At 64.5% G+C, this 21472-nt stretch carries 22 protein-coding genes; 7 read left to right on the forward strand and 15 right to left on the reverse strand.

Annotated features, from left to right (window positions below):
• Window positions 1-3: 3 nt before the first annotated feature.
• The 4 genes from C5689_RS11155 to C5689_RS11170 form a co-directional block, all read right to left on the reverse strand.
• Window positions 4-1335: a DUF3422 family protein gene (locus C5689_RS11155; RefSeq protein WP_108917349.1), complete on the reverse strand. Its 1332-nt coding sequence runs from the start codon at window positions 1333-1335 to the stop codon at window positions 4-6.
• 149 nt (window positions 1336-1484) lie between these two features.
• Window positions 1485-2081, reverse strand: a complete 597-nt coding sequence (locus tag C5689_RS11160) for a hypothetical protein (protein ID WP_146188378.1) — start codon at window positions 2079-2081, stop codon at window positions 1485-1487.
• A gap of 36 nt (window positions 2082-2117) precedes the next feature.
• Complete coding sequence (locus C5689_RS11165; protein WP_108917351.1) at window positions 2118-2555, reverse strand: cyclic nucleotide-binding domain-containing protein; 438 nt, start codon at window positions 2553-2555, stop codon at window positions 2118-2120.
• 39 nt (window positions 2556-2594) lie between these two features.
• Window positions 2595-3263: a response regulator transcription factor gene (locus tag C5689_RS11170; protein WP_108917352.1), complete on the reverse strand. Its 669-nt coding sequence runs from the start codon at window positions 3261-3263 to the stop codon at window positions 2595-2597.
• A gap of 60 nt (window positions 3264-3323) precedes the next feature.
• On the opposite strand from C5689_RS11170, the gene C5689_RS11175 reads away from it, so the two are divergent.
• Window positions 3324-3872 carry a L,D-transpeptidase family protein gene (locus tag C5689_RS11175; RefSeq protein WP_108917371.1) on the forward strand — a complete coding sequence of 183 codons (549 nt, stop codon included), beginning with the start codon at window positions 3324-3326 and terminating at the stop codon, window positions 3870-3872.
• On the opposite strand, the gene C5689_RS11180 is transcribed toward C5689_RS11175, so the two are convergent.
• On the reverse strand, window positions 3869-4543 hold the full coding sequence (locus C5689_RS11180; RefSeq protein ID WP_108917353.1) for a YggS family pyridoxal phosphate-dependent enzyme: 675 nt from the start codon (window positions 4541-4543) through the stop codon (window positions 3869-3871). The two genes, C5689_RS11175 and C5689_RS11180, sit on opposite strands and share 4 nt — an antisense overlap.
• A 13-nt stretch (window positions 4544-4556) precedes the next feature.
• Complete coding sequence (locus C5689_RS11185) at window positions 4557-4898, reverse strand: CCDC90 family protein (protein ID WP_108917354.1); 342 nt, start codon at window positions 4896-4898, stop codon at window positions 4557-4559.
• A gap of 112 nt (window positions 4899-5010) precedes the next feature.
• Between C5689_RS11185 and leuS the strand changes: the two genes are divergently transcribed.
• From leuS to holA, 3 genes are all read left to right on the forward strand, one after another.
• A complete protein-coding gene (gene leuS, locus C5689_RS11190) occupies window positions 5011-7626 on the forward strand; it encodes a leucine--tRNA ligase (RefSeq protein ID WP_108917355.1) in 2616 nt (871 codons plus the stop codon).
• A gap of 169 nt (window positions 7627-7795) precedes the next feature.
• Window positions 7796-8365: an LPS assembly lipoprotein LptE gene (locus tag C5689_RS11195; RefSeq protein WP_108917356.1), complete on the forward strand. Its 570-nt coding sequence runs from the start codon at window positions 7796-7798 to the stop codon at window positions 8363-8365.
• Window positions 8362-9390, forward strand: coding sequence for a DNA polymerase III subunit delta (holA, locus tag C5689_RS11200; RefSeq protein WP_108917357.1), 1029 nt, complete (start codon window positions 8362-8364; stop codon window positions 9388-9390). Before C5689_RS11195 ends, holA begins: the two co-directional genes overlap by 4 nt.
• A gap of 43 nt (window positions 9391-9433) precedes the next feature.
• Here holA and C5689_RS11205 read toward each other — a convergent pair whose 3' ends face one another.
• The 6 genes from C5689_RS11205 to groES form a co-directional block, all read right to left on the reverse strand.
• Window positions 9434-10831 carry an NAD(P)(+) transhydrogenase (Re/Si-specific) subunit beta gene (locus tag C5689_RS11205; protein ID WP_108917358.1) on the reverse strand — a complete coding sequence of 466 codons (1398 nt, stop codon included), beginning with the start codon at window positions 10829-10831 and terminating at the stop codon, window positions 9434-9436.
• 4 nt (window positions 10832-10835) lie between these two features.
• A complete protein-coding gene (locus C5689_RS11210; RefSeq protein WP_108917359.1) occupies window positions 10836-11285 on the reverse strand; it encodes an NAD(P) transhydrogenase subunit alpha part 2 in 450 nt (149 codons plus the stop codon).
• 45 nt (window positions 11286-11330) lie between these two features.
• Window positions 11331-12461, reverse strand: a complete 1131-nt coding sequence (locus tag C5689_RS11215) for a Re/Si-specific NAD(P)(+) transhydrogenase subunit alpha (protein ID WP_108917360.1) — start codon at window positions 12459-12461, stop codon at window positions 11331-11333.
• Window positions 12462-12585: 124 nt separating this feature from the next.
• A complete protein-coding gene (locus C5689_RS11220) occupies window positions 12586-12726 on the reverse strand; it encodes an aa3-type cytochrome c oxidase subunit IV (RefSeq protein ID WP_108917361.1) in 141 nt (46 codons plus the stop codon).
• Window positions 12727-12901: 175 nt separating this feature from the next.
• A complete protein-coding gene (groL, locus tag C5689_RS11225; protein ID WP_108917362.1) occupies window positions 12902-14539 on the reverse strand; it encodes a chaperonin GroEL in 1638 nt (545 codons plus the stop codon).
• A gap of 47 nt (window positions 14540-14586) precedes the next feature.
• Window positions 14587-14874, reverse strand: a complete 288-nt coding sequence (groES, locus tag C5689_RS11230) for a co-chaperone GroES (protein WP_018267899.1) — start codon at window positions 14872-14874, stop codon at window positions 14587-14589.
• Between the two features lie 345 nt (window positions 14875-15219).
• On the opposite strand from groES, the gene C5689_RS11235 reads away from it, so the two are divergent.
• Both C5689_RS11235 and C5689_RS11240 read left to right on the forward strand, forming a co-directional pair.
• Window positions 15220-15639, forward strand: a complete 420-nt coding sequence (locus C5689_RS11235; protein ID WP_108917363.1) for a group II truncated hemoglobin — start codon at window positions 15220-15222, stop codon at window positions 15637-15639.
• Window positions 15623-16213 (forward strand): hypothetical protein, encoded by a 591-nt coding sequence (locus C5689_RS11240; protein ID WP_108917364.1) that lies wholly within the window; start codon window positions 15623-15625, stop codon window positions 16211-16213. The genes C5689_RS11235 and C5689_RS11240 overlap by 17 nt, the downstream gene beginning before the upstream one ends.
• A 123-nt stretch (window positions 16214-16336) precedes the next feature.
• Here the strand turns inward: C5689_RS11240 and C5689_RS11245 are convergent, their stop codons facing one another.
• The 3 genes from C5689_RS11245 to C5689_RS11255 form a co-directional block, all read right to left on the reverse strand.
• Window positions 16337-17095, reverse strand: a complete 759-nt coding sequence (locus C5689_RS11245; protein WP_244594671.1) for a 4Fe4S-binding leucine-rich repeat protein — start codon at window positions 17093-17095, stop codon at window positions 16337-16339.
• 24 nt (window positions 17096-17119) lie between these two features.
• A complete protein-coding gene (gene nifA / locus C5689_RS11250; protein WP_167398714.1) occupies window positions 17120-18892 on the reverse strand; it encodes a nif-specific transcriptional activator NifA in 1773 nt (590 codons plus the stop codon).
• A gap of 122 nt (window positions 18893-19014) precedes the next feature.
• Window positions 19015-19494: a tetratricopeptide repeat protein gene (locus C5689_RS11255; protein ID WP_108917366.1), complete on the reverse strand. Its 480-nt coding sequence runs from the start codon at window positions 19492-19494 to the stop codon at window positions 19015-19017.
• A 384-nt stretch (window positions 19495-19878) separates the two neighbouring features.
• On the opposite strand from C5689_RS11255, the gene nifB reads away from it, so the two are divergent.
• Window positions 19879-21438, forward strand: coding sequence for a nitrogenase cofactor biosynthesis protein NifB (nifB, locus tag C5689_RS11260; protein ID WP_108917367.1), 1560 nt, complete (start codon window positions 19879-19881; stop codon window positions 21436-21438).
• Window positions 21439-21472 lie beyond the last annotated feature (34 nt).

Genomic DNA, 21472 nt, shown 5'->3' on the forward strand with positions numbered 1-21472 from the left:
GCGTCAGCTCACCTTCTCTTCTTCCTGCGCCTTGGCGGAGAGGCGTTTGACGCGTTGCCAGAAGGCCCAGGCGCCGAAGATGACGAAGGGCATGGCGGCGGCCGCAGCCTCCTCGCCGGTGAAGCCGAAGGGCAGGTAGCCGGCGTCCTTCAGACCCTTGAAGAAATAGAGCGAGAGGCCGGCGACATAATAGCTGAGCGCGGCGATGGAGAGGCCGCCGACCAGCTTTTGCAGGCGCATCTGCAACCGCGCGCGGCGATTCATATCGTCGAGCAGATCGCGGTTCTGCTGCTCCATCTCGAAAGTGATGCCGGTGCGCATCAGATCAGTGGCGCGCTCCACCTGCCGGGCGAGACGGGCCTGCCGCGTCTCGAAGGCGTTGCAGGTCTCGATCGCCGGATCGAGCCGCGCGCTGAAGAAGGCCGAGATGGTGGTATATTGGCTCTCCTTCGCCTCCTGGATGAGATTGAGGCGATTCTTGACGATGGCGTGATAGGCGCGGCTCGCGCCGAAGCGGAAGGCCGTGCGCGTCGACAGCGCCTCGCTCTGCGCCAGAAGGTCGCTGAGGCGTTTCAGCAGATCGCGGCTGGTGCGCATGTCCTGCGTCCGGCTCAGCGCCTGGGTGATGTCGGAGATTTCGCGCTCCATGGCGCGCAGCTCCGGCCCGGCCTCGCGCGCTTCGGGCAGGCCGAGCAGCGCCATCGTGCGATAGGTCTCGATTTCCAGCACGCGCTGGATCAGCCGTCCGATCTCCAGCGCGCCGACGGCGTTGGCCTTCACCAATAGGCGGGTGAAGCCGAAGGCGTCGGGCGCGAAATCGGTCATCACATGCGCCGCGCCCTTGGCCGCGCGGATCACGCAGAGGCTCTGCGAATTGAACAAATTGACGAAGGGCTCGTGCGAATGGCCGCTCTCGATCGCCGATAGATGCGCGGCGACGATCAGCCGGCCGGGAGGACGAAAGGCGATCTCGCCGGTTCCGATCGGATCGGGATGGGTGAAGGGATCGCCGGCGTCTTTCTCGGTCGACCAGGTGTAGGTGGTGAATTCCGTATGCTGCTCCCAGCGCAGTCGCCAATCGCCGATCGAGAGGCGCTGGAATTTGGCGTCATCCGGGCGCGGAACCAGCATATGGGCGCGGCAGAGATCGGCGAGAGCGGCGCGGTCGGCCCTGGCCTCCTCCTCATTGGTGGCGAAGGCGAAATGATAGACGCGCTGCGGCAGGGTGATCGGCAGGAACGGCCGCGCGTGCAATTCTGCGAGAACCGCGGCGCGGGCTTCGTGCTCGACGAAGCGTCCGACGATGGGCGCGCCGCTCTCCTGGTCTGACGCCATGCTCTTTGCTCTCTCGTCTCGTTTTGCTCTTCCCGGCGAGCTAGGTCCTCGCCGAATCGCTCTCGAGGATAGCGAGCGAGCCTGCCTCGGGAATGTGACAAAACGAGCGAAAAGGCGAGGCGTCGCCGCCTCGCCGTCAGCTGCGTCTGTCAGCGGTGATGAAAGCCGCCGCCATGGAAGCCGCCGCCACCGAAGCCGCCATGATGAAAGCCGCCTCCGAAGCCGCCATGATGGAATCCGCCGCCGAATCCGCCGACGCGGTGGAATCCGCCCCCGCCGAACCCGCCGATATAATGGGGACGATAGCCCCAGCCGCCGCCATAGCGGGGGCGATAGCCCCAGCCGCCGCCATAGACGACCGGGCCGCCGCCCCATCCATAGCCGGAATAGTAAGGATAGGGGTAGGGATAGCCGTAATCGTAGGGATAGGCGTAACTGGGCGCGTAGGCTCCGGCCGCGATCAGGCCGGCCGCCGCCGAGGTGACGACCGCCGCCGCCGGATCATAGCCATAGCGATAATAACGCAGCGCGTGACGTCGATGCAGAGGCCGACGATGATGTGTGTAGCGCACGTAATGGCGATGCGGATAGCGGCTGTAATGGACCGCTTCGATCGCGCCGGGCGGGGAGACGACCGATTTGCCGGCGACGCTGGTGACGCCGGCGAGCGCGTCTCCCGAGGACATTATGATGGCGAAGGTCACGCCGATCGCGGCGAAAAAGCCGGATTTCCATGAGTTGTGCATTTTCTCCTCCTTACTGCGACGCAAAAGCATTTTGTATCAGGGCTCGAATTTCAGCTCTTTGGCGAAATGCGTCAGGCGGGCGGCGACGCGGGCGCGCACGCGCGTCGCGGTCGCCGGAAACTCTTCCAATATGCGCAGGAACAGCGCGCGGGTGATTTTGAGAATTGTCGCCGGCTCGCGCGCTATGGCGGTCGCCGGGCGCGTCGTCTCGGTGATGAGCGCGGTCTCGCCGATCAGCGCGAAGGGCCGCAGCACGCGCTCGGCGGGACGGCCGTCATCATGCTTCTCGAGGGCGATGGAGCCATTGGTCAGAATGAAGCCGCCGTCGGAGGGCTCGCCGCGGCGAAACAGCGCGTCGCCGGCGCGCAGCAGTTTGGTCTCGGCGCTGAATGTCAGAAGGCGCAGCGCCTCGATCTCGAAATCCTCGAATAGAGGAATGCGTCTCAGATTGGCGATGTCGTCGTCGAGAGCCATGTCTCGGATGCTTTCTTCGGGGCGTCTCGCCGGGCGTGGTCAGCGCGCGCGGGAGAAGACCAATCGATAGCCGTTCTTTTCGGTGAGAAGAAGGCGGGCTTCGGTCGGGTCGGTTTCGATCTTGCGCCGCAGCCGGCTGACGTGAGTCTCCAGCGTGCGCGTCGTCACGGTCGGATGATAGCCCCAAACCTCGCGCAGCAACATGTCTTTCGTCACTACCGCGCCGCCAGCCGCCGCGAGGCGCGTCAGTATCTCCGCCTCCTTCTCGGTGAGCGGCACGCGCCGGTCGGCGACGCCCGAGAGCTCGAAGGCGCCCGGCCGATAGCGATAGGCGCCGATGGCGACGATCGGATGCGCCGGCTCCTCGGCTCCCGCCCGCAGCCGTGCGAGAAGATGGGCGAACCGGAAGGGCCGCGCGATATAGTCGGAAGCGTGCGGCGCCATAGGGTCGCCGGGCGCGCCGATGAGGAGGACGGTTCCGGGGAAGTTTTCGCGGGCCGAGCGCGCGAAGGCCTCGCCGATCGTGGCGTCGACGAGCAGAAGATCGCAACCGCCCGCAGAGAGCAGTCGCGTCGCCTCCTCGGCGGAGGCGGCGGACGCGACCGCGAATTCGGGATAGCGGGCTAGCTGCTCGGCGAGAGATGCGCGCAAGCCCGCCGCCGCGAGCAGCAATATGGCGCGCTTTTGCGGCGTCGGCGCTCCGGTCATGGCCCTATGATCGACCAAGGGCGAGCGCCGTTCAAGGCGCAGGGCGAGGTGGAGAGAGGGATGAGCCAGGGTTTTTCCCGCCATCGCGGCGGGGTCACGGCGCTGAAGGTCGCGCGGCGGATCGGCGGACGGGAGCATGAAGGCCGGCTGATCGCGGGCGATCTCATGCTGCCCTGCGCGCTCGGCCGCTCCGGGATCACGCGCCGCAAGCGCGAGGGCGATGGCGCGACGCCGGCGGGAAGCCATGAGCTGCTCTATGTCTATCTACGGCGCGGCCGGGCTGCGACTCCGCGCTCCGTCGCCGCGCGCTTCCTCCGTCCGGACGATCTGTGGTGCGACGACGCCCGGTCCTTTCTCTATAACCGGCCGTTGCGTGGGAAGACGCCGCTCGGTCATGAGCGGCTCTGGCGGTCCGATCGGCTCTATGATGTCGTCGGCGTGCTCGACTACAACATCCGCCCGCGCGTGCTGGGGCGCGGCAGCGCCATTTTCTTCCATATAGCGACGGAGACGCTGGGGCCGACGGCGGGCTGCGTGGCGCTGCGGGCGCGCGATATGGCGCGGCTGCTGCCGCGTCTCGCCGCCGGTGTCCGCATTGTCGTCGATTAAGGCTTCGAATAGTCGCGCTCGCCCATAATGGCCGAGCCGATGCGGACATGCGTGGCGCCGAGCTGAATGGCGAGCTCGTAATCCGAGCTCATGCCCATGGAGAGCTCTTTCAGCCCGTTGCGGGCGGCGATCTCGGCGAGCAGGGCGAAATGCGGCGAGGCCTGCTCGCCGACCGGAGGCACGCACATCAGCCCGGCGATCTCCAGCCCATGCTTCTCGCGGCACTCGGCGATGAAGGCGTCGGCCTCATGCGGCAGGACGCCGGCCTTTTGCGGCTCCGCCCCGGTGTTGACTTGCACCAGCAGGCGCAGGCGTTTGCCCTGGCGGCGCATTTCCTCGGCCAGCGCCTCGGCGATCTTGGGCCGGTCGACGCTCTCTATGACGTCGAAGGTCTCGACCGCCTCGCGTGTCTTATTGGATTGCAGCGGGCCGATGAGGTGCAGCTCGACGCCGGAGAAGCGCTGGCGCAGCTCGCCCCATTTGGCGCGCGCCTCCTGCACCTTGTTCTCCCCATAGACGCGATGGCCGGCCTCCAGCAGCGGAACCGCCGCCTCGGCCGGAAAGGTCTTGGTGACGCAGACGAGGGTGATCTCGGCCGGGTCGCGGCCGCAATCGCGGGCGCGTGAGGAGATGGCGTCCTTGGCGGCGTTCAGCCGATCGACGACGGTCATGGGAGTTTCGGCCTCAGCGGACGAATTTCAAAATAGTGAAAATAGCTCCGATGAGAACCAGATTGAAGCCGAACACCCACCGGAGAATATCCGTCTTGGACTGAGAGACTTCCAGCTTCAGGCGTCCTTCCACCTCGATGAGCTCTCGCTTCAGCCGCCCCTCGACTTCGGCGAGGTCGCGCTTAAGCAATTCCATGTCGTGCCGAACATCGCCGATGTCCGCCTTTGTGGCCACGCTCTCGGAGAACGCCGTCTCCAACGCCTCGGCGGAGGCGCGCGCCTGCTCGGGCGAGAAGCCGCCGCGGGTGAGACGGTCGATATAGGCGAGGGGGTTGAAGAGCACTTGCGCCGACATGGCCCGGATATAGCACGCGCCCCGCTTCCCGGCGAGAGGCGCCTTTGACAAGCCCCGCCCCGCCCGGCATTACAGGCGAAACTCCACAATTCGATCAGGACCGCTCGGACCCATGAGACCAGAACGCTACGACTTCGCCGCGGCCGAGCCCAAATGGCGAAAGATTTGGGACGAGCGGCAGGTTTTCACCTCCGGCGATACGACGAAGCCGAAATATTACGTGCTCGAAATGTTCCCCTATCCGTCGGGGCGCATCCATGTCGGCCATGTGCGCAATTATTCGATGGGCGACGTCATCGCCCGCTATAAGCGCGCCAAGGGCTTCGACGTGCTGCATCCCATGGGTTGGGACGCTTTCGGCCTGCCGGCGGAGAACGCCGCCCAGCAGAGCGGCTCGCACCCTGCGACCTGGACCTACGCCAATATCGCCTCCATGCGGACGCAGCTCAAATCCATGGGGCTGTCGCTCGACTGGTCGCGCGAGATCGCTACTTGCGACCCCGCCTATTACAAGCATCAGCAGAAGCTGTTTCTGGATTTCCTCGCCGGCGGCCTCGTCGATCGCAAGCAGTCCAAGGTCAACTGGGATCCGGTGGACATGACCGTGCTCGCCAATGAGCAGGTGGTGGACGGGCGCGGCTGGCGCTCCGGCGCGCTGGTCGAGCAGCGCGAGCTGACGCAATGGTTCCTGCGCATCGGCAAATACGCCGATGATCTTCTCACCTCGCTCGACACGCTCGACCGCTGGCCGGAGAAGGTGCGGCTGATGCAGCGCAATTGGATCGGCCGCTCGGAAGGGCTGCTGGCGCGCTTCGCCATCGCCGGCGATCCGACGGGCGAGATCGAGGTCTTCACCACGCGGCCGGACACTTTGTTCGGCGCGAAATTCGTCGCGCTGGCGCCCGACCATCCGGTTGCCCGCGCCGCGGCTTCCAGCGACCCGGCGCTCGCCGCCTTTGCGGAAGAGTGCCGCCATATCGGCACGTCGGTGGCGGCGATCGAGACCGCCGAGAAGAAGGGCTATGACACGGGCCTGCGCGTCGTCCATCCCTTCGATCCGTCGTGGACGCTGCCTGTCTATGTCGCCAATTTCATCCTGATGGATTACGGCACGGGCGCGATCTTCGGCTGCCCGGCGCATGACCAGCGCGACCTCGATTTCGCCAATGCTTATGGCCTCGGCGCGACGCCGGTCGTCTGCCCGGAGGGCGTCGATCCTGCGACTCTCATCGTCAGTGAGACCGCTTTCGACGGCGAGGGACGGCTCGTCAATTCGCGCTTTCTCGACGGGCTCACCGTCGCCGAGGCGAAGGAGGAGGTGGCGAAGCGCCTCGAGACCGCGCAGCTGCACGGCCGGCCGCAGGGCGAGCGCAAGATCAATTACAAGCTGCGCGATTGGGGCATATCGCGGCAGCGCTATTGGGGCTGTCCGATCCCCATCATCCATTGCCCGGATTGCGGCGTCGTGCCCGTGCCGAACGCCGATCTTCCCGTGAAGCTGCCGGAGGATGTGACCTTCGACAGGCCGGGCAATCCGCTCGACCATCATCCGACATGGAAGAATGTCGCCTGTCCGAAATGCGGAGCCGCCGCGCGGCGCGAAACCGACACGATGGATACTTTCGTCGATTCGTCCTGGTATTACGCGCGCTTCACCGATCCGCACAATGAGTCGGCGCCCGCCGCGCCGGAGCAGCTCGCACGCTGGCTGCCGGTGGATCAGTATATAGGCGGGATCGAGCACGCGATTCTGCATCTGCTCTATTCGCGCTTCTTCTCGCGCGCCATTCGCGACACCGGCCATGGCGGCGTCGGCGAACCTTTCGCCGGCCTCTTCACCCAGGGCATGGTGGTGCATGAGACCTATCGCGCCGCCTCCGGCAAATGGATCGCGCCCAGCGAGCTGCGTTTCGAGACCAGCGACAAGGGCCGCCGCGCCTTCCTCATCGAGGAGGGCGAGGAGGTCGCGATCGGCGCGATCGAGAAAATGTCCAAGTCGAAGCGCAACACGGTCGACCCAGACGACATTATCGCCAGCTATGGCGCCGACACGGCGCGGCTCTTCGTGCTCTCCGATTCGCCGCCCGACCGCGATGTCGTATGGACGGAGGAGGGCGTGCAGGGCGCCTGGCGCTTCGTGCAGCGCGTCTATCGTCTGGCCGGCGAGCTGGCCAATGCCGCGGCGCCCGTCGGCGCGTCGGCGCCGGCCGAGTTCGGCGCGGCGGCGCTCGATGTGCGCAAGGCGACGCATCGCACCATCGCCGCCGTCGGCGACAATATCGAGCGTCTGCGCTTCAACACGGCGATCGCTCGCATTCGCGAATACGCCAATGAGCTGACCGCGGCGCTCGACAAGGTGGAGACGGTTCCGGTCTCCGCCGATCTCGCCTTCGCCTTCCGCGAGGCGGCGGACGTTTTCGTGCAGCTGATCGCGCCGATGACGCCGCATGTGGCGGAGGAGTGCTGGAGCGATCTCGGCCATTCCGAGATCGTCTCGCTGGCGCCCTGGCCGGAGGCCGATCCTACTCTCGTCGCGCAGGACATGATAAGCTTGCCGGTGCAGGTGAACGGCAAGAAGCGCGCGGAGATTCTCGTGGCCCATGACGCCGATGAGGCGACGATCCGCGAGGAGGCGCTGACGCAAGAGGCCGTGCTGCGGGCCATGGAAGGCAAGCCGTTGAAGAAGTTCATTCTCGTTCCCAAGAGGATCGTCAATGTGGTCGTTTGAACGGCGGCGCGCTCTGTCTCCTTCCGAATCGGGCCGAGGGGCGTTTCCACCTCCCCCTGGAGGGGGGAGGTCGATCGCCGCAGGCGAGCGGGAGGGGGTGACGCCCGAGTCTCGGAAGCGACCCCACCCCGGACCGCTTCGCGGTCCGGCCCTCCCCCTGAAGGGGAGGGTGAGGCGCACCCTTTCCCGCGTTGGCCCGGCTGTCTTCGGCGTTTTCGCCGCTCTGGCGCTCTCGGCCTGCACAGTGCAGCCGCTCTATGGCCCCATCGGGACCGACGCCCCGCTGACGGCGGAGCTTCATGCGGTCGCGGTCGATCCGATCCCGGACCGCATCGGCCATTATGTCCGCAACGAGCTGATCTTCGCCCTGAACGGCACAGGCTCGGACGAGCCGCCGCGCTATCGGCTCATGGTCGCGCTGAAGGAGCGTGTGCAGACGCCGATCCTCGACACTGTCACCGGCCGCGCGACATCGGCGACCGTGATCGTCGACGCCGAATATAAGCTCATCAATATCGCCGACGAGCAGGTCATCACCAAAGGCGTCGCTTTCGGCGTCGCCAGCTATGATCGTTTCAGCAATCGTCTCGCCAATGTGCGCGCCGCGCGCGACGGCGAGATTCGCGACGCCAAAGTCATAGCGGATATGATCCGGACGCGGGTGGCGACGGCGTTGTCGAAGAGAGAGAGAGTAGCGAGTAGATCTACTCGCTATTCGCCGTTACCCGAGCGCCCATGACCGCCATCAAGACCCGCGACGCCGAGCGCTTCGTGAAGGCGCCGCCGGCCAATATTTTCATGTTCCTGCTCCATGGCGCCGACGCCGGCCTCGTGCGCGAGCGCGCGCTCGCCATTGTCGCGCAGCGCGTCGACGATCGGCATGATCCGTTCCAATGTGTGGAGATGAGCGGCGACGCCGTGGCCGCTGATCCGCTGTCGCTGCTCGACGAGGCCAATACGATTCCGCTGTTCGGCGGCAGGCGTGCGATCATCGTCGAGACGGGCGGCAAATCCATTGTCTCGCCGCTCGAGCAATTGCTCGCCGCGCCGCCGGTGGATTGCGCCATCGTGCTCACCGCCGGCGCGCTGAAGCGCGATGCGCCGCTGCGCAAGCTGATCGAGCCGTCCAAGATCGCCGCCGCCGTCGAATGCAATCCAGACGATGAGCAGGATCTGCATGCGCTGATCGACAACAGCCTGCGCGAGGCGGGCTTTTCCGTCACGCCGGAGGCGCGGCTGCTGCTGCAGGCGGCGCTCGGCGAGGATCGCCGCATGAGCCGTTCCGAGCTCGCCAAGCTGATGCTCTATAAGCATGGCGCGAGCGCGATCGAGGCCGGCGATGTCGAGGATATCGTCGCGCATGCCTCCAATATCGCCTCCGATCGCTTGGTGCTGGACGCTTTCTCGGGGCAGGCCGACGCCGCTGGCGAAGCCTTCGACAGAGCGGTCGCCGGCGGCGGCGACGCCGGGCAGCTATTGAACGGCGCGCTGCGCTACGCGATGGCGCTGCATCGCGCGCGGCTCACCGTGGAGCGCGAGGGACGGCCGGATTTCGGCATCACCATTTTGATGCGCAGCGGTTTCGGCTTCTCGCAGCGGCCGCAGCTCGAGCAGCATTTGCGTATCTGGTCCGCGGCGAAAGTGGCGGCGCTGCTGCCGGCCTTGCGCGACGCCAATCATCGCGCCCGCGCCAATGCCGCTCTGGCGGAGATGGAGGCAGGCCGCGCGCTGTTGCGCATAGCGAGTCAGGCCGGGCGGCGCTGAGCGCCCTCTCCCCCGCTTGCGCGGGAGAGGGGCGCTCGTCGCCTCAATGCGCGAGCGCTTTGACGATCTGCTCCACGGTCTTTTTCGCGTCGCCGAACAGCATCATCGTATTGGGCCGGAAGAACAGCTCATTCTCGACGCCGGCATAGCCGGAGCCCATGCCGCGCTTCAAAAAGAGAACCGTCTTCGCCTTCTCGACGTCGAGGATCGGCATGCCATAGATCGGCGATTGCGGATCGGTCTTGGCGGAAGGATTGGTCACGTCATTGGCGCCGATGACGAAGGCGACATCCGCCTGGGCGAATTCGGAATTTATGTCCTCGAGCTCGAAGACCTCGTCATAGGGAACATAGGCCTCGGCGAGCAGCACATTCATATGGCCGGGCATACGGCCGGCGACGGGATGAATGGCGTATTTCACCTCGACGCCTTCCTTTTTCAAAAGGTCCGCCATCTCGCGCAGCGCGTGCTGCGCCTGCGCCACCGCCATGCCATAGCCCGGCACGATGATGATCTTGCCGGCGTTCTGCATGATGTAAGCGGCGTCCTCCGCCGAACCCTGCTTGACCGGGCGCTTCTCCACCGCGCCCGTCGCCGCCGCCGTCTCGCCGCCGAAGCCGCCGAGAATGACGGAGACGAAGGAGCGGTTCATCCCCTTGCACATTATGTAGGAGAGGATGGCGCCCGAGGAGCCGACCAGCGCGCCGGTGATGATGAGCGCGAGATTGCCGAGCGTGAAGCCTATGCCCGCCGCCGCCCATCCCGAATAGGAATTGAGCATGGACACGACGACCGGCATGTCGGCGCCGCCGATCGGAATGATGAGCGTCACGCCGAGCACGAAAGCGACGAGAATGACGAGAAACAGCCAAAAGCCGCTCTCCGTCGTCGCGAACAGGACGATGAAGCCGAGCAGCGCCAGCCCGAGCAGAATATTGATCGTGTGACGCTCTGCGAGCAGGAGCGGCTTGCCGCTCATCTTCTCGGCGAGCTTCATATAAGCGATGATCGAGCCGGAGAAGGTGATCGCGCCGATCGCCGCGCCGAGCGACATTTCGAAGAGGCTTCCCCCTTCGATGTGGCCGGGCGCGCCAATTCCGAAAGCCTGCGGCGCATTGAACGCCGCGCCCGCCACCAGAACTGCGGCGAGGCCGACGAAGGAATGGAACAAGGCGACGAGCTGCGGCATTTCCGTCATCAGCACGGTGCGCGCCTGCCACGCTCCGATTCCGCCGCCGATGGCGACGCCCGACACCATGAATAGAAATCCGCTGAAGCTCGGCGCGCGCAGCAGCAGCGTCGTCGCCACGGCGACGCCCATGCCGATCATGCCGTAAAGATTGCCCTGTCGCGACGTCGCCGGCGAGGACAGGCCGCGCAGCGCCAGAATGAACAAAATTCCGGCGGCGAGATAGAGAAGGACCGCGAGATTGCCGCTCATGGCGTCAGCCCTTCTTCTTGTACATCGACAGCATACGTTCGGTGACCATGAAGCCGCCGAAAATATTCACGCTGACGAGGCCGAGGGCGACGAAGCCGAACCATTGCGCCCAGCCGGCTCCGCCGCTGGCGTCGGCGTTTGGGTCGACGCCGACCGCGAGCAGCGCGCCGACGACGATGACAGAAGAGATGGCGTTGGTGACGGACATCAGCGGCGTATGCAGAGCCGGCGTCACCGACCAGACGACGTAATAGCCGACGAAAACGGCCAGCGCGAAAATCGCGAGGCGGAAGACGACCGGATCGACGCCGCCGGTGAGGCCGTGGGAGGAGGCCGCCGCCGCCACTTGCGCCAGCTGGTCGGAATAGGATTGCGCCTGATCGGCGAGCTGGCGCGTCGCCTCGGCTGCGCGGCGAGCCGTTTCGAGCATTTGCTGAGTCGTGTCGGATGCCATGTGCCAACGCCCTTTCTTCGCTCGGCCCTCACGGGGCCGGCGTGATCAAGCCGCAAATCGCGAATCGATGACGGCGCCGTCGCGGGTGAGGGCCGTCGCCTTCACCAATTCGTCGTTCCAATCGATGGCCAGAGTCTTCGTCTCTTTGGAGATGAGAGTCTCGACGAAGGCGAGCAGGTTTTTTGCGTAGAGGCCGGAGGCCGTCGCCGGCAGGCGGCCGGCGAGATTGACCGCGCCGACGATCTTCACGCCATTGTCGACGATTGTCTCGCCGGGCTTGGTCAGCTCGCAATTGCCGCCGCGCTCGGCGGCGAGATCGATGATGACCGAGCCGGCGCGCATGGAGCGCGCCGCCGCCGCGGAGATGAGCACGGGCGCTGGCCGGCCCGGAATCAGCGCCGTCGTGACGACGATATCCTGCTTGGCGATATGCGCCGCGACCAGCTCCGCCTGCGCGGCTTGGTATTCCGGCGACATTTCCTTGGCGTAGCCGCCGGAGGTCTCGGCCTGGCGGAATTCGTCATTCTCGACGGCGATGAATTTCGCGCCGAGCGACTCGACTTGCTCCTTGGTGGCGGGCCGCACATCGGTGGCGGAGACGATGCCGCCGAGTCGGCGCGCGGTGGCGATCGCCTGCAGGCCGGCGACGCCGACGCCCATGATGAAGATTTTGGCGGCCGGAACCGTGCCCGCCGCCGTCATCATCATCGGGATGGCGCGGCTATATTCTGCGGCGGCGTCGATGACGGCGCGATAGCCGGCGATATTGGCCTGGGAGGAGAGGACGTCCATGACCTGCGCGCGGGTGATGCGCGGCATGAATTCCATGGCGAAGAGCGTCGCGCCGGTCTGGGCGAGGGCGGCGAGCTCTTTCTCATGTTTGAAGGGATCGGCGATGGCGACGATCGCGGCGCCGCGCGCAATGCCGGACAGCTCGCCCGGCGCCGGTCGGCGCACGCGCAGCACCACCTCGGCATTATCGGAGGCGGCTGCGGCGCTCGGCGCTATCGCGGCGCCGGCCGCGGCGTAATCGGCGTCCGAGAAGCCGGATATGGCTCCGGCGCCCGATTGGACCACGACTTCCGCGCCGAGGTTCTTGAACTTCTTTACGGTTTCCGGCGTCGCAGCGACGCGCGTCTCGTTCTTGTCAGTCTCGGCTTGAACAGCAATGCGCATTGACGAAACTCCATTTTGCGGAGAATCGGTTTCGCGTGGCCGGATGGCCGCGCGGTTCGCATTCGGTCAGAAACTGTAGAGAGGACCCGTGGAGCGGCGCATCGGCGATCGACGCGCCGGGTCTTCAGCGCGCGAGGAAGAAATACAGCAGAAGCAGCGTGACGACGCTGGCCGCCGTTCCCACCTTCAGCAGCGTCAGAAAGCCGTTATAGGTGGCGAGATGCTCCGCAATGTCTGACGAAGCCTCGTGATGATGGTCGGCCATTCCTCTCCCCTCGCGCTCTTGCGTTTCGGCTCGCCCGTCGAGGGGCGAAGCAGTGTGATGCTAGACGAGCGCGCTCGATCCTGCAATGTCGCAATCGTCGCGGTTTTGTCCCCGCATTCGACAAAAAAGCCCCGGATCGCTCCGGGGCTTCTTTATTTCCTGTCTCGGATGGAGATCAGAAATCCATGCCGCCCATGCCGCCGCCGGGCGGCAGAGCCGGGCCGCTGTCCTTCTTCGGCTGCTCGGTGATCGTCGCCTCGGTGGTGACGATGAGCGCCGCGACGGAAGCCGCGTCCTGCAGAGCCGTGCGGACGACCTTGGTCGGGTCGATGATGCCGAGCTTCACCAGATCGCCATATTCGCCGGACTGAGCGTCATAGCCGAAGCTGTAGTCCGTGGACTCGAGCAGCTTGCCGACCACGACCGCGCCGTCGCCGCCGGCGTTGTCGACGATCTGACGGGCCGGAGCCTGGATCGCCTTGCGGACGATCTCGACGCCGGTCTTCTGATCGGAGTTCGCGACCTTGACGTCGCCGAGCACGGCGATGGCGCGCAGCAGGGCGACGCCGCCGCCGGGCGAGATGCCTTCCTGCACCGCGGCGCGGGTGGCGTTCAGCGCGTCGTCGACGCGGTCCTTCTTCTCCTTCACCTCGACCTCGGTCGCGCCGCCGACGCGGATCACCGCGACGCCGCCCGCGAGCTTGGCGAGACGCTCCTGCAGCTTCTCACGGTCGTAGTCCGAGGTGACTTCCTCGACCTGAGCCTTGATCTGAGCGACGCGGGCCTCGATGTCCTTCTTCTCGCCGGCGCCGTCGATGATCGTCGTGTTCTCCTTGTCGATGCGGATGCGCTTGGCGCGGCCGAGCAAGGGAAGCGTGACGTTCTCGAGCTTGATGCCGAGATCCTCGGAGACGACCTGACCGCCGGTGAGGATGGCGATGTCCTCGAGCTGAGCCTTGCGGCGATCGCCGAAGCCCGGAGCCTTCACGGCCGCGATCTTCAGGCCGCCGCGCAGCTTGTTGACGACGAGCGTGGCAAGAGCCTCGCCCTCGACGTCCTCGGCGATGATGAGCAGCGGCTTGCCGGTCTGCACGACGGCCTCGAGGATCGGCAGCAGCGGCTGCAGCGTCGACAGCTTCTTCTCGTGGATGAGGATGTAGGGGTCCTCGAGCTCCGCGACGAGACGCTCGGCGTTGGTGATGAAATAGGGGGAAAGATAGCCGCGGTCGAACTGCAGGCCTTCGACGATGACGGTCTCGGAGTCGAGGCTCTTGGCCTCTTCCACCGTGATCACGCCCTCATTGCCGACCTTCTGCACCGCCTTGGCGATCTCCTGGCCGATGAAGCTGTCGCCATTGGCCGAGATGGTGCCGACCTGGGCGATCTCGTCGTTGGAGGTGACCTTCTTGGAGTTCTTCTTGAGGTCGGCGACGACCGCCTCGACGGCGAGGTCGATGCCGCGCTTCAGATCCTGCGGATTGAGGCCGGCCGCGACGGCCTTGGCACCTTCCTTGGCGATGGCCGCGGCGAGCACGGTCGCCGTCGTGGTGCCGTCGCCGGCGGTGTCGTTCTGCTTGGAGGCGACCTCACGAACGAGCTGCGCGCCGAGATTCTCGAACTTGTCGGCGAGCTCGATCTCCTTGGCGACGGTGACGCCGTCCTTGGTGATGCGCGGAGCGCCGAAGCTCTTCTCGATGACGACGTTGCGGCCCTTGGGGCCGAGAGTGACCTTCACCGCATTGGCGAGGATTTCGACGCCGCGCAGGATACGGTCGCGCGCGTCGGAGGAAAAACGAATGTCCTTGGCTGCCATTTTCGTTCGGCTCCGTTGAAGAGAAAAAGGTGCGAGGGTCTAGCGGCTCAGGCGATCACGCCCAGAATGTCGCTTTCCTTCATGATGAGGAGGTCTTCACCGTCGATCTTGACCTCGGTGCCGGACCATTTGCCGAACAGCACGCGGTCGCCTTCCTTCACGTCGAGGGCGACGAGCTTGCCGCTCTCGTCGCGGGCGCCCGGGCCGACGGCGATGATCTTGCCCTCGGCGGGCTTCTCTTTCGCGGTGTCCGGAATGATGATGCCGCCTTTGGTCTTGTCTTCGCCTTCGAGGCGCTTGACCACGACGCGGTCGTGGAGGGGACGGAACGCCATGTCGTCTTCCTTCGTTGCTGCCCGGCCGGAGCGCGCGGGCGAAAGATTGAATAAAATGCCTGTTAGCACTCAAAGAGGGCGAGTGCCAGCAGGCTGGCCGAGACATAGGAAGGGGCCCCCTCGCCTGTCAAGTGCGGGCTGCGCCGAAATCGCGCGCCAAAGTCGCAATTGCATAAATTTGTGTCTTGCCCTGCCTTTTATTCTCTCGTCGCGGCCGAATTCGGGCAATGTCCGGCGCTGGAGTGGGAATGTTCCGCGAAGTTCTGCGGGCCTCGCCGCGTCGCCGCTCGCCGTGCGATAGGCCCGTGCTTCGGCATATGATTTGCTTGCTCGCGAGGCATGACAATGGACGCCGTGGAATCGACAAAGACCGCATTCGACGTCATCGGAGGACAGGATGCGATCGACCGTCTCGTCGAGACGTTCTACCGCAATATGGACGAGCTGCCGCAGGCGCGTGGCATTCGCGCGATTCATGCTGCGGATCTCGGCCCCACCAAGGCGGTTCTGAAGCTCTATCTGGCCGAATGGCTGGGCGGACCGAAGAGCTACTCGGAGCAGCGGGGACATCCTCGGTTGCGGATGCGTCACATGGGTTTCGCGATCGGCCCGGCCGAGCGCGATGCATGGATGGCCTGCATGACTGGCGCGCTCGATGAGGTGGTCGATGATGTGAGACTGCGTGACTCCCTGAAGCAGAACTTCGCCAAATTGGCGGATTGGCTACGTAACGACCCGGATAATCAACATGACAAGCATCACTGAAACGGCGTTTGCGACTTTGGAAGAGCAGAAGCGGCTGCTCAGCCCGGTTCACAAGGGACCGACCGAGAAGGCGGGGCGCTTCGGCTTCCGCGGCAAGCTCGCCCTGAAATTCGCCCAACAGTTCGCCGATGAGGCGCGCCCGCCGGAACTCTGCTCCGATCAGGTCATTGCGGTGGCGGAAGCCGGCAAGCCCACCTTCGACTTTTTCGCGCAGTGGGTCCTCTCCTTCGAGCATCTCGGAAACGTCGCCGAAGTGCTGAAGGGACTGCTCAGCCCGGAAGGCAAATATTTCATCTTCGCCAATAATATCGATCTGCTCAGCAAATATCAGGTCGAGATCGACGGCATCAACTTCTATGTGCTGCCGATCGACGAATCGACAGTCTATAACGAGCTGCTCGAGCTGTTCTACATAGAGAAGAACGATCTCAAGAAAGCCACGACCGCCGGCAAGATCGACGCCGTCGCCAATGCGGGCATCGCCTTCGACCAGACTTTCGAGAAGATCACCTTCGAGAAGGGCCTGGAAGTGATGGGTCCGGTGCGCAACCGCAACGAGAATCGGCCGGTCTGACGCGACCGGACATCTCGGTTTCGATCACGCAATCCAGGGGCTGTTTCGGCTCCGGATTGCTTTTTTTTCTGACCGCGATGCTTCTGCCGCGGCCATGGGCGGTCCGCTGGCCGACGCAGATGGTTAGTCGCCTTCCAGCCGCGCTTTTGCGCAGGCGCGGACCAGCTCGTCCTCGTCATCGAGGAAAGCGGGCAGCAATTCCGCCGCGCATCGCTCCGCGACGGTGAAGCGAATGCGCAGATCCTCGTCTTTGCTCATCGCCACGAGGCGGTCCTCGGGCAGCCGCTCGGCGACGACGAGGCGGACGAGCGGCTCCGGATCCTTGATCAGGAGATGCAGCTTGTCCAACGGAATACGGCGGGCCACCCAGCGCCGGACTTCCGGATCTTCGTCATGGACGGCGATGGTGAGCAATTCCGGGGCTATGCGTCGAACCACATGAATGCGGACCAGATAATCCGGATCCGAATACATGGCGAGCAGCGCGGCGCCCTCCAGCCGATTGGCGATGACGATGCGCACGCGCGGCTCTGGATCATGCGCGAGATGCGCGATGCGCGCGGCGGGGAGGCGCGACGCCACAGTCGCGCGGACCTCCGGCTCAGGATCGTCGAGTAGAGGCGGCAGCCGCAGGACCGAGGCGTAACGAGCCGCGCGCGCGCGCACCTCGAAATAGGCGTGATCCAGATAGGAATCAGCCAGTTGCGGATGCCCGCGAAAGAAAAGATCGACGCGTTTCGCGCGTCGATCGCGCACGCAGGCCGAGCCCTTGCGGCACAAGCCTTCGAGATTGAGCGCCACATGGGAGCATTCCCTGCAGCGAATGGGACGTCCGCGCCAGTCGAGCGGATCGTCGCTGATTCTCTCTGGTTCTGCGGCCATTGGGAGCCGTCTTCTTTCGTGGAATCAAAACTTCTTTACAGGGATATCATATTTTTGCAGCGCATAGCCGATTTGCCGGGGGGTGAGCCCGAGAAGCCGAGCCGCTTTGGCCTTCACCCAGCCGGCTTGTTCCATGGCCTCGATCAGCTTGTCCCGATCGGAACGATGATCCGTCTCGATGACGGTGCAGTTCTCGGCGCCGGGACAGGCGGCGGGTTGCGCCGGGGCGACGGGAGCCTCCGGCTCCTCGACGACAGGCGCCCGCGCGACCGCGGGCCGCGCGGGCGGCGGCGGAGCCTGCGGCTTGGACACGATCGGCAAAGGCGTGAAGCTCGGCGGATGGAGCCCGCCGATCGAGGTTTCACGCGAGCCGTTCCAGAGCACGGAGGACAGGCAGCCGTCGTTGCGACAGGAGAAATCCTTGTCTACGATCGCGTCGTTGCGCGCCAGCGTCGCAGTGCGATAGACGCAATTCTCGAGCTCCCGAATATTGCCCGGGAAGCTGCATTCATTGAGCACTTCCATCGCCGACTCGGAAAGCGTCAGATGGACATTCTGCTCATTATTGAAGCGGCGCAGGAATTCATTGGCGAGCGGCGCGAGATCGCCCCTTCGCTCGCGGAGCGGCGGCAGGAAAATCGGCACCACGCTGATCCGATAGTAGAGATCGGCGCGGAATTCGCCCTTCTGCACCGCTTCCTCAAGATTGCGGTTGGTGGCGCAGACGAAGCGCACATCGACCTTCATCGTCCGCGTGCCGCCGACGCGCTCGAATTCGCCTTCCTGCAGCACGCGCAGCAGCTTCGCCTGGAATGCGGGCGTGATGTCGCCGATCTCGTCCAGGAACAGAGTGCCGCCGTCGGCGAGCTCGAAGCGGCCTTTGCGCAAGGCGGCGGCGCCGGTGAAGGCGCCTCGCTCATGCCCGAAAAGCTCGGATTCCAGAACGCTTTCGGGCAGGGCTGCGCAATTCAGCTTGACGAAGGGCTTGCTCTGCCGCGGCGAGAGATTGTGGATCGCCGCCGCGAACAGCTCTTTGCCAGTGCCGGACTCGCCCCGCAGCAGCACGGTCGATTTGGCTTTCGCGACCACCCGAATCTTCTCGACGACCGCTCTGACCGCCGGGCTGTCGCCGACGATTCCTTTTATGCCTTCCAGCCGCGCCTCCACATGCGCGACCCGGTCGCCCTTCTCGAGCCTGGCCTTCTCCTGCATCAGCCGATCGCGATCACGGGCGATCAGCTTGTGGAGCCGAAGCGTCTGGCCCACCAGATTGGCGATCATTGTCAGGAAGCGGACGTCGTGATCGAAGCGCACGGATGAGCGGTCGCTATAGACGCGATCGACCGTCAATGTGCCGACGACGGAGTCGCCTTCCTTGATCGGCACGCCGATCAGCGAAAAGGGCTGCCCGTCCGTCGGGCCCCATTCGGAGAGATCCGTGCCCTCGAACAGCGGCGAGGCCATGACATTCTCGACCACCAGCGGCATTTTGGTCGCCACGATCTGCCCGACCGCGCGCTCGGGAAGATGTTCGAAGAATTTCTTGGCGTTTCCTTCGCTCCAGCCCGATCCGACGACCACTTCCGGGTCCCCATGTGAATCGAGCAGGGCGATGAGGCCGTGCCGCATGTCGAGAAAGCTCGACAGCAGCGCCAGCACCCCCGCCAGCGTTTTCTCGAGCCGGTTGGGCGACGCCAACAGTTTCGAAATTTCATAGATTCCGACGAGAGCAGATTCGCTCGGGTCGAACGCGCGAGCCTGAGCCGTGTTCATGCTGCTTCCAGCTTCGTATCCCATCGACGTGCCTGACGTTCCGCGGGAATCGATAGTTCACTGTGGAATGATTAGCAACTAACGTGCCGTTGCCGTGACGTCTTCTGGGCAGACTCGCGGCGGACGACGAGCCTGCGCCGCTCGATTCAGGCAACGCCTTGCGCAAGCTCGTAAATAACTGTCCAGCCGACGTATCCTTTGGGGTCGAGCACTCTCAAAATATCCAGATTTTCCATCGCCTTCGGCTTATTGCCGCGCTTGAGCTGGATGAAGCTCAACGCCTTCAAAGTGTACAATGCGAAGTGCTCCGGCGAGCCCGGCGCCGTTTCTTTCAGCGGCCAGCTATGCGGATCGAGCGGCCAGCCGCATTGGCGCAGCGCTTCCTCGAGGCCCTGATTCGCGACGATCCAGGCGACTTCCAGATTGCCCATATAAGTATGAATTTTATAGAGACAGTAATAGGCGGGCAGCTCGTGCGGAGACAGCTCGAGCGCCTCTCGAAACAATTCGTCCGCGCGCGCCTTGTCGCTTCGATAGGCGAGGACGCCCTTCTGCAAGAGTTCATTGACGGCCGGCGACAATTCGCCGAAGTCCACGAGGTCGGATTCGCGAGTGAGATCGTTCATGCCGCGCCGGCAGGCAAATGTCGCGCCAATCGCGCGCCTCGCCTATCGACCGCTCGGCCCCACGGCGTGACGCAAAACCGCGGCGGCCGGGAACGTCGCGCGGACGCCGGAAGCCGGACAAGTGATCCCGAGCGGCATAGTGTCGCGTTAACGACAGCCTGCTGAGGCGCTTTCCGACATGTGTCGGTATTTGGACAGGTTCCAAACAAACGGTTTTTGTCTCATAATTTCAATCGGCTAATCCGGCGCTGAGGCATGGCACGCTTGTTGCGAACCTCGGGCCCGGACACCGCTTCCGCGACAGCGCCGGCGCAATGGCAGACGGATATGTCGCGACTGCGTTCCGCAAGGGTTTGAAACTCTTCAAATCGTGAGGAACCGAACATGGAATCTCTTTCTACCGAAACCGCCGCGGTCGGCGGGGCTGAATCGATCGACGACGTGATGCAGAAGATCGCCGAGCACAAGGGCTGCGGCACCTCCGGCGGTTCCGGCAAGGCGAGCTGCGGCTCGGGCGCCGGCGAGAACGACCTGCCGCAGGAAATCTGGGACAAGGTCAAGAATCATCCTTGCTACAGCGAGGAAGCCCATCACCACTATGCGCGTATGCATGTCGCGGTCGCGCCGGCGTGCAACATTCAGTGCAACTACTGCAATCGCAAATATGATTGCGCCAACGAGTCGCGCCCCGGCGTCGTCTCCGAGAAGCTGACGCCCGAGCAGGCTTCCAAGAAGGTTCTGGCCGTCGCGTCGACGATCCCGCAGATGACCGTTCTCGGCATCGCCGGCCCGGGCGACCCGCTCGCCAATCCGGAGAAGACCTTCAAGACCTTCGAGCTGATCGCCGCGACTGCGCCCGACATCAAGCTCTGCCTGTCGACGAATGGTCTCGCTCTGCCGGAGCATGTCGACACGATCGCCAAGTTCAATGTCGATCACGTCACCATCACAATCAACATGGTCGATCCGGACGTCGGCGCGCAGATCTATCCCTGGATCTACTACAACCATAAGCGCATCTACGGCCGCGAGGCCGCCGAGATCCTGACGCAGCATCAGATGCGCGGCCTCGAGATGCTGACCGAGCGCGGCATTCTGTGCAAGGTCAACTCGGTCATGATCCCGGGCATCAACGACAAGCATCTCGTCGAGGTGAATCGGGCGGTGAAGTCGCGCGGGGCCTTCCTGCACAACATCATGCCGCTCATCTCGTCCCCCGAGCACGGCACCGTGTTCGGCCTCAACGGCCAGCGCGGCCCGACGGCTCAGGAGCTGAAGGCGCTGCAGGACAGCTGCGAAGGCGAGATGAACATGATGCGCCATTGCCGCCAGTGCCGCGCCGACGCGGTCGGGCTGCTCGGCGAGGATCGCAGCGCCGAGTTCACGACCGACAAGATCATGGCCATGGAAGTGACCTATGATCTCGAGAGCCGCAAGGCTTATCAGACGAAGGTCGAGGAAGAGCGCCTGAAGGTCGCCGCCGCCAAGAACGCCGAGCTGGCGACGCTCGCCGGCGAGGACAATGTCGACATCAAGATCCTGATCGCCGTGGCGACCAAGGGCAGCGGCCGCGTCAACGAGCACTTCGGCCACGCCAAGGAGTTCCAGATCTACGAGCTCAGCACCTCTGGCGCGAAGTTCGTCGGTCATCGCCGTGTCGACCTGTATTGCCAGGGCGGCTATGGCGAGGAGGACAGCCTCGACACGATCATCCGCGCGATCAATGATTGCACGGCGGTGTTCGTCGCCAAGATCGGCGGCTGCCCGAAGAACGATCTGGTCAAGGCCGGCATCGATCCGGTCGATGAATTCGCCTTCGAGTTCATCGAGCAATCGGCGATCACCTACTTCAAGCGCTATCTCGACAAGGTGAAGAGCGGCGAGATCGAGCACAAGGAGCGTGGCGACGCGACCATCCGTCAGGGCGCCTTCATCACGGCCTGACACCGAAGCGATAGACATTCGCCAACATCGAAGC

The organism is Methylosinus sporium (assembly GCF_003113265.1).
GTDB classification, from domain to species: Bacteria; Pseudomonadota; Alphaproteobacteria; order Rhizobiales; family Beijerinckiaceae; genus Methylosinus; species Methylosinus sporium.

Excerpts from the sequence above, each read along its gene's own strand:
- C5689_RS11180 (WP_108917353.1), bottom strand. The coding sequence starts at position 4,543 with ATGACCGTCGTCGATCGGCTGAACGCCGCCAAGGACGCCATCTCCTCA.
- C5689_RS11210 (WP_108917359.1), bottom strand. The coding sequence starts at position 11,285 with ATGGCATCCGACACGACTCAGCAAATGCTCGAAACGGCTCGCCGCGCA.
- C5689_RS11155 (WP_108917349.1), bottom strand. The coding sequence starts at position 1,335 with ATGGCGTCAGACCAGGAGAGCGGCGCGCCCATCGTCGGACGCTTCGTC.
- leuS (WP_108917355.1), top strand. The coding sequence starts at position 5,011 with ATGAGACCAGAACGCTACGACTTCGCCGCGGCCGAGCCCAAATGGCGA.
- C5689_RS11215 (WP_108917360.1), bottom strand. The coding sequence starts at position 12,461 with ATGCGCATTGCTGTTCAAGCCGAGACTGACAAGAACGAGACGCGCGTC.
- groES (WP_018267899.1), bottom strand. The coding sequence starts at position 14,874 with ATGGCGTTCCGTCCCCTCCACGACCGCGTCGTGGTCAAGCGCCTCGAA.
- C5689_RS11255 (WP_108917366.1), bottom strand. The coding sequence starts at position 19,494 with ATGAACGATCTCACTCGCGAATCCGACCTCGTGGACTTCGGCGAATTG.
- C5689_RS11185 (WP_108917354.1), bottom strand. The coding sequence starts at position 4,898 with ATGTCGGCGCAAGTGCTCTTCAACCCCCTCGCCTATATCGACCGTCTC.
- nifB (WP_108917367.1), top strand. The coding sequence starts at position 19,879 with ATGGAATCTCTTTCTACCGAAACCGCCGCGGTCGGCGGGGCTGAATCG.
- C5689_RS11165 (WP_108917351.1), bottom strand. The coding sequence starts at position 2,555 with ATGGCTCTCGACGACGACATCGCCAATCTGAGACGCATTCCTCTATTC.
- C5689_RS11235 (WP_108917363.1), top strand. The coding sequence starts at position 15,220 with ATGGACGCCGTGGAATCGACAAAGACCGCATTCGACGTCATCGGAGGA.
- C5689_RS11220 (WP_108917361.1), bottom strand. The coding sequence starts at position 12,726 with ATGGCCGACCATCATCACGAGGCTTCGTCAGACATTGCGGAGCATCTC.
- C5689_RS11175 (WP_108917371.1), top strand. The coding sequence starts at position 3,324 with ATGAGCCAGGGTTTTTCCCGCCATCGCGGCGGGGTCACGGCGCTGAAG.
- C5689_RS11170 (WP_108917352.1), bottom strand. The coding sequence starts at position 3,263 with ATGACCGGAGCGCCGACGCCGCAAAAGCGCGCCATATTGCTGCTCGCG.
- C5689_RS11245 (WP_244594671.1), bottom strand. The coding sequence starts at position 17,095 with ATGGCCGCAGAACCAGAGAGAATCAGCGACGATCCGCTCGACTGGCGC.
- C5689_RS11205 (WP_108917358.1), bottom strand. The coding sequence starts at position 10,831 with ATGAGCGGCAATCTCGCGGTCCTTCTCTATCTCGCCGCCGGAATTTTG.
- nifA (WP_167398714.1), bottom strand. The coding sequence starts at position 18,892 with ATGGGATACGAAGCTGGAAGCAGCATGAACACGGCTCAGGCTCGCGCG.
- C5689_RS11240 (WP_108917364.1), top strand. The coding sequence starts at position 15,623 with ATGACAAGCATCACTGAAACGGCGTTTGCGACTTTGGAAGAGCAGAAG.
- holA (WP_108917357.1), top strand. The coding sequence starts at position 8,362 with ATGACCGCCATCAAGACCCGCGACGCCGAGCGCTTCGTGAAGGCGCCG.
- C5689_RS11160 (WP_146188378.1), bottom strand. The coding sequence starts at position 2,081 with ATGCACAACTCATGGAAATCCGGCTTTTTCGCCGCGATCGGCGTGACC.
- groL (WP_108917362.1), bottom strand. The coding sequence starts at position 14,539 with ATGGCAGCCAAGGACATTCGTTTTTCCTCCGACGCGCGCGACCGTATC.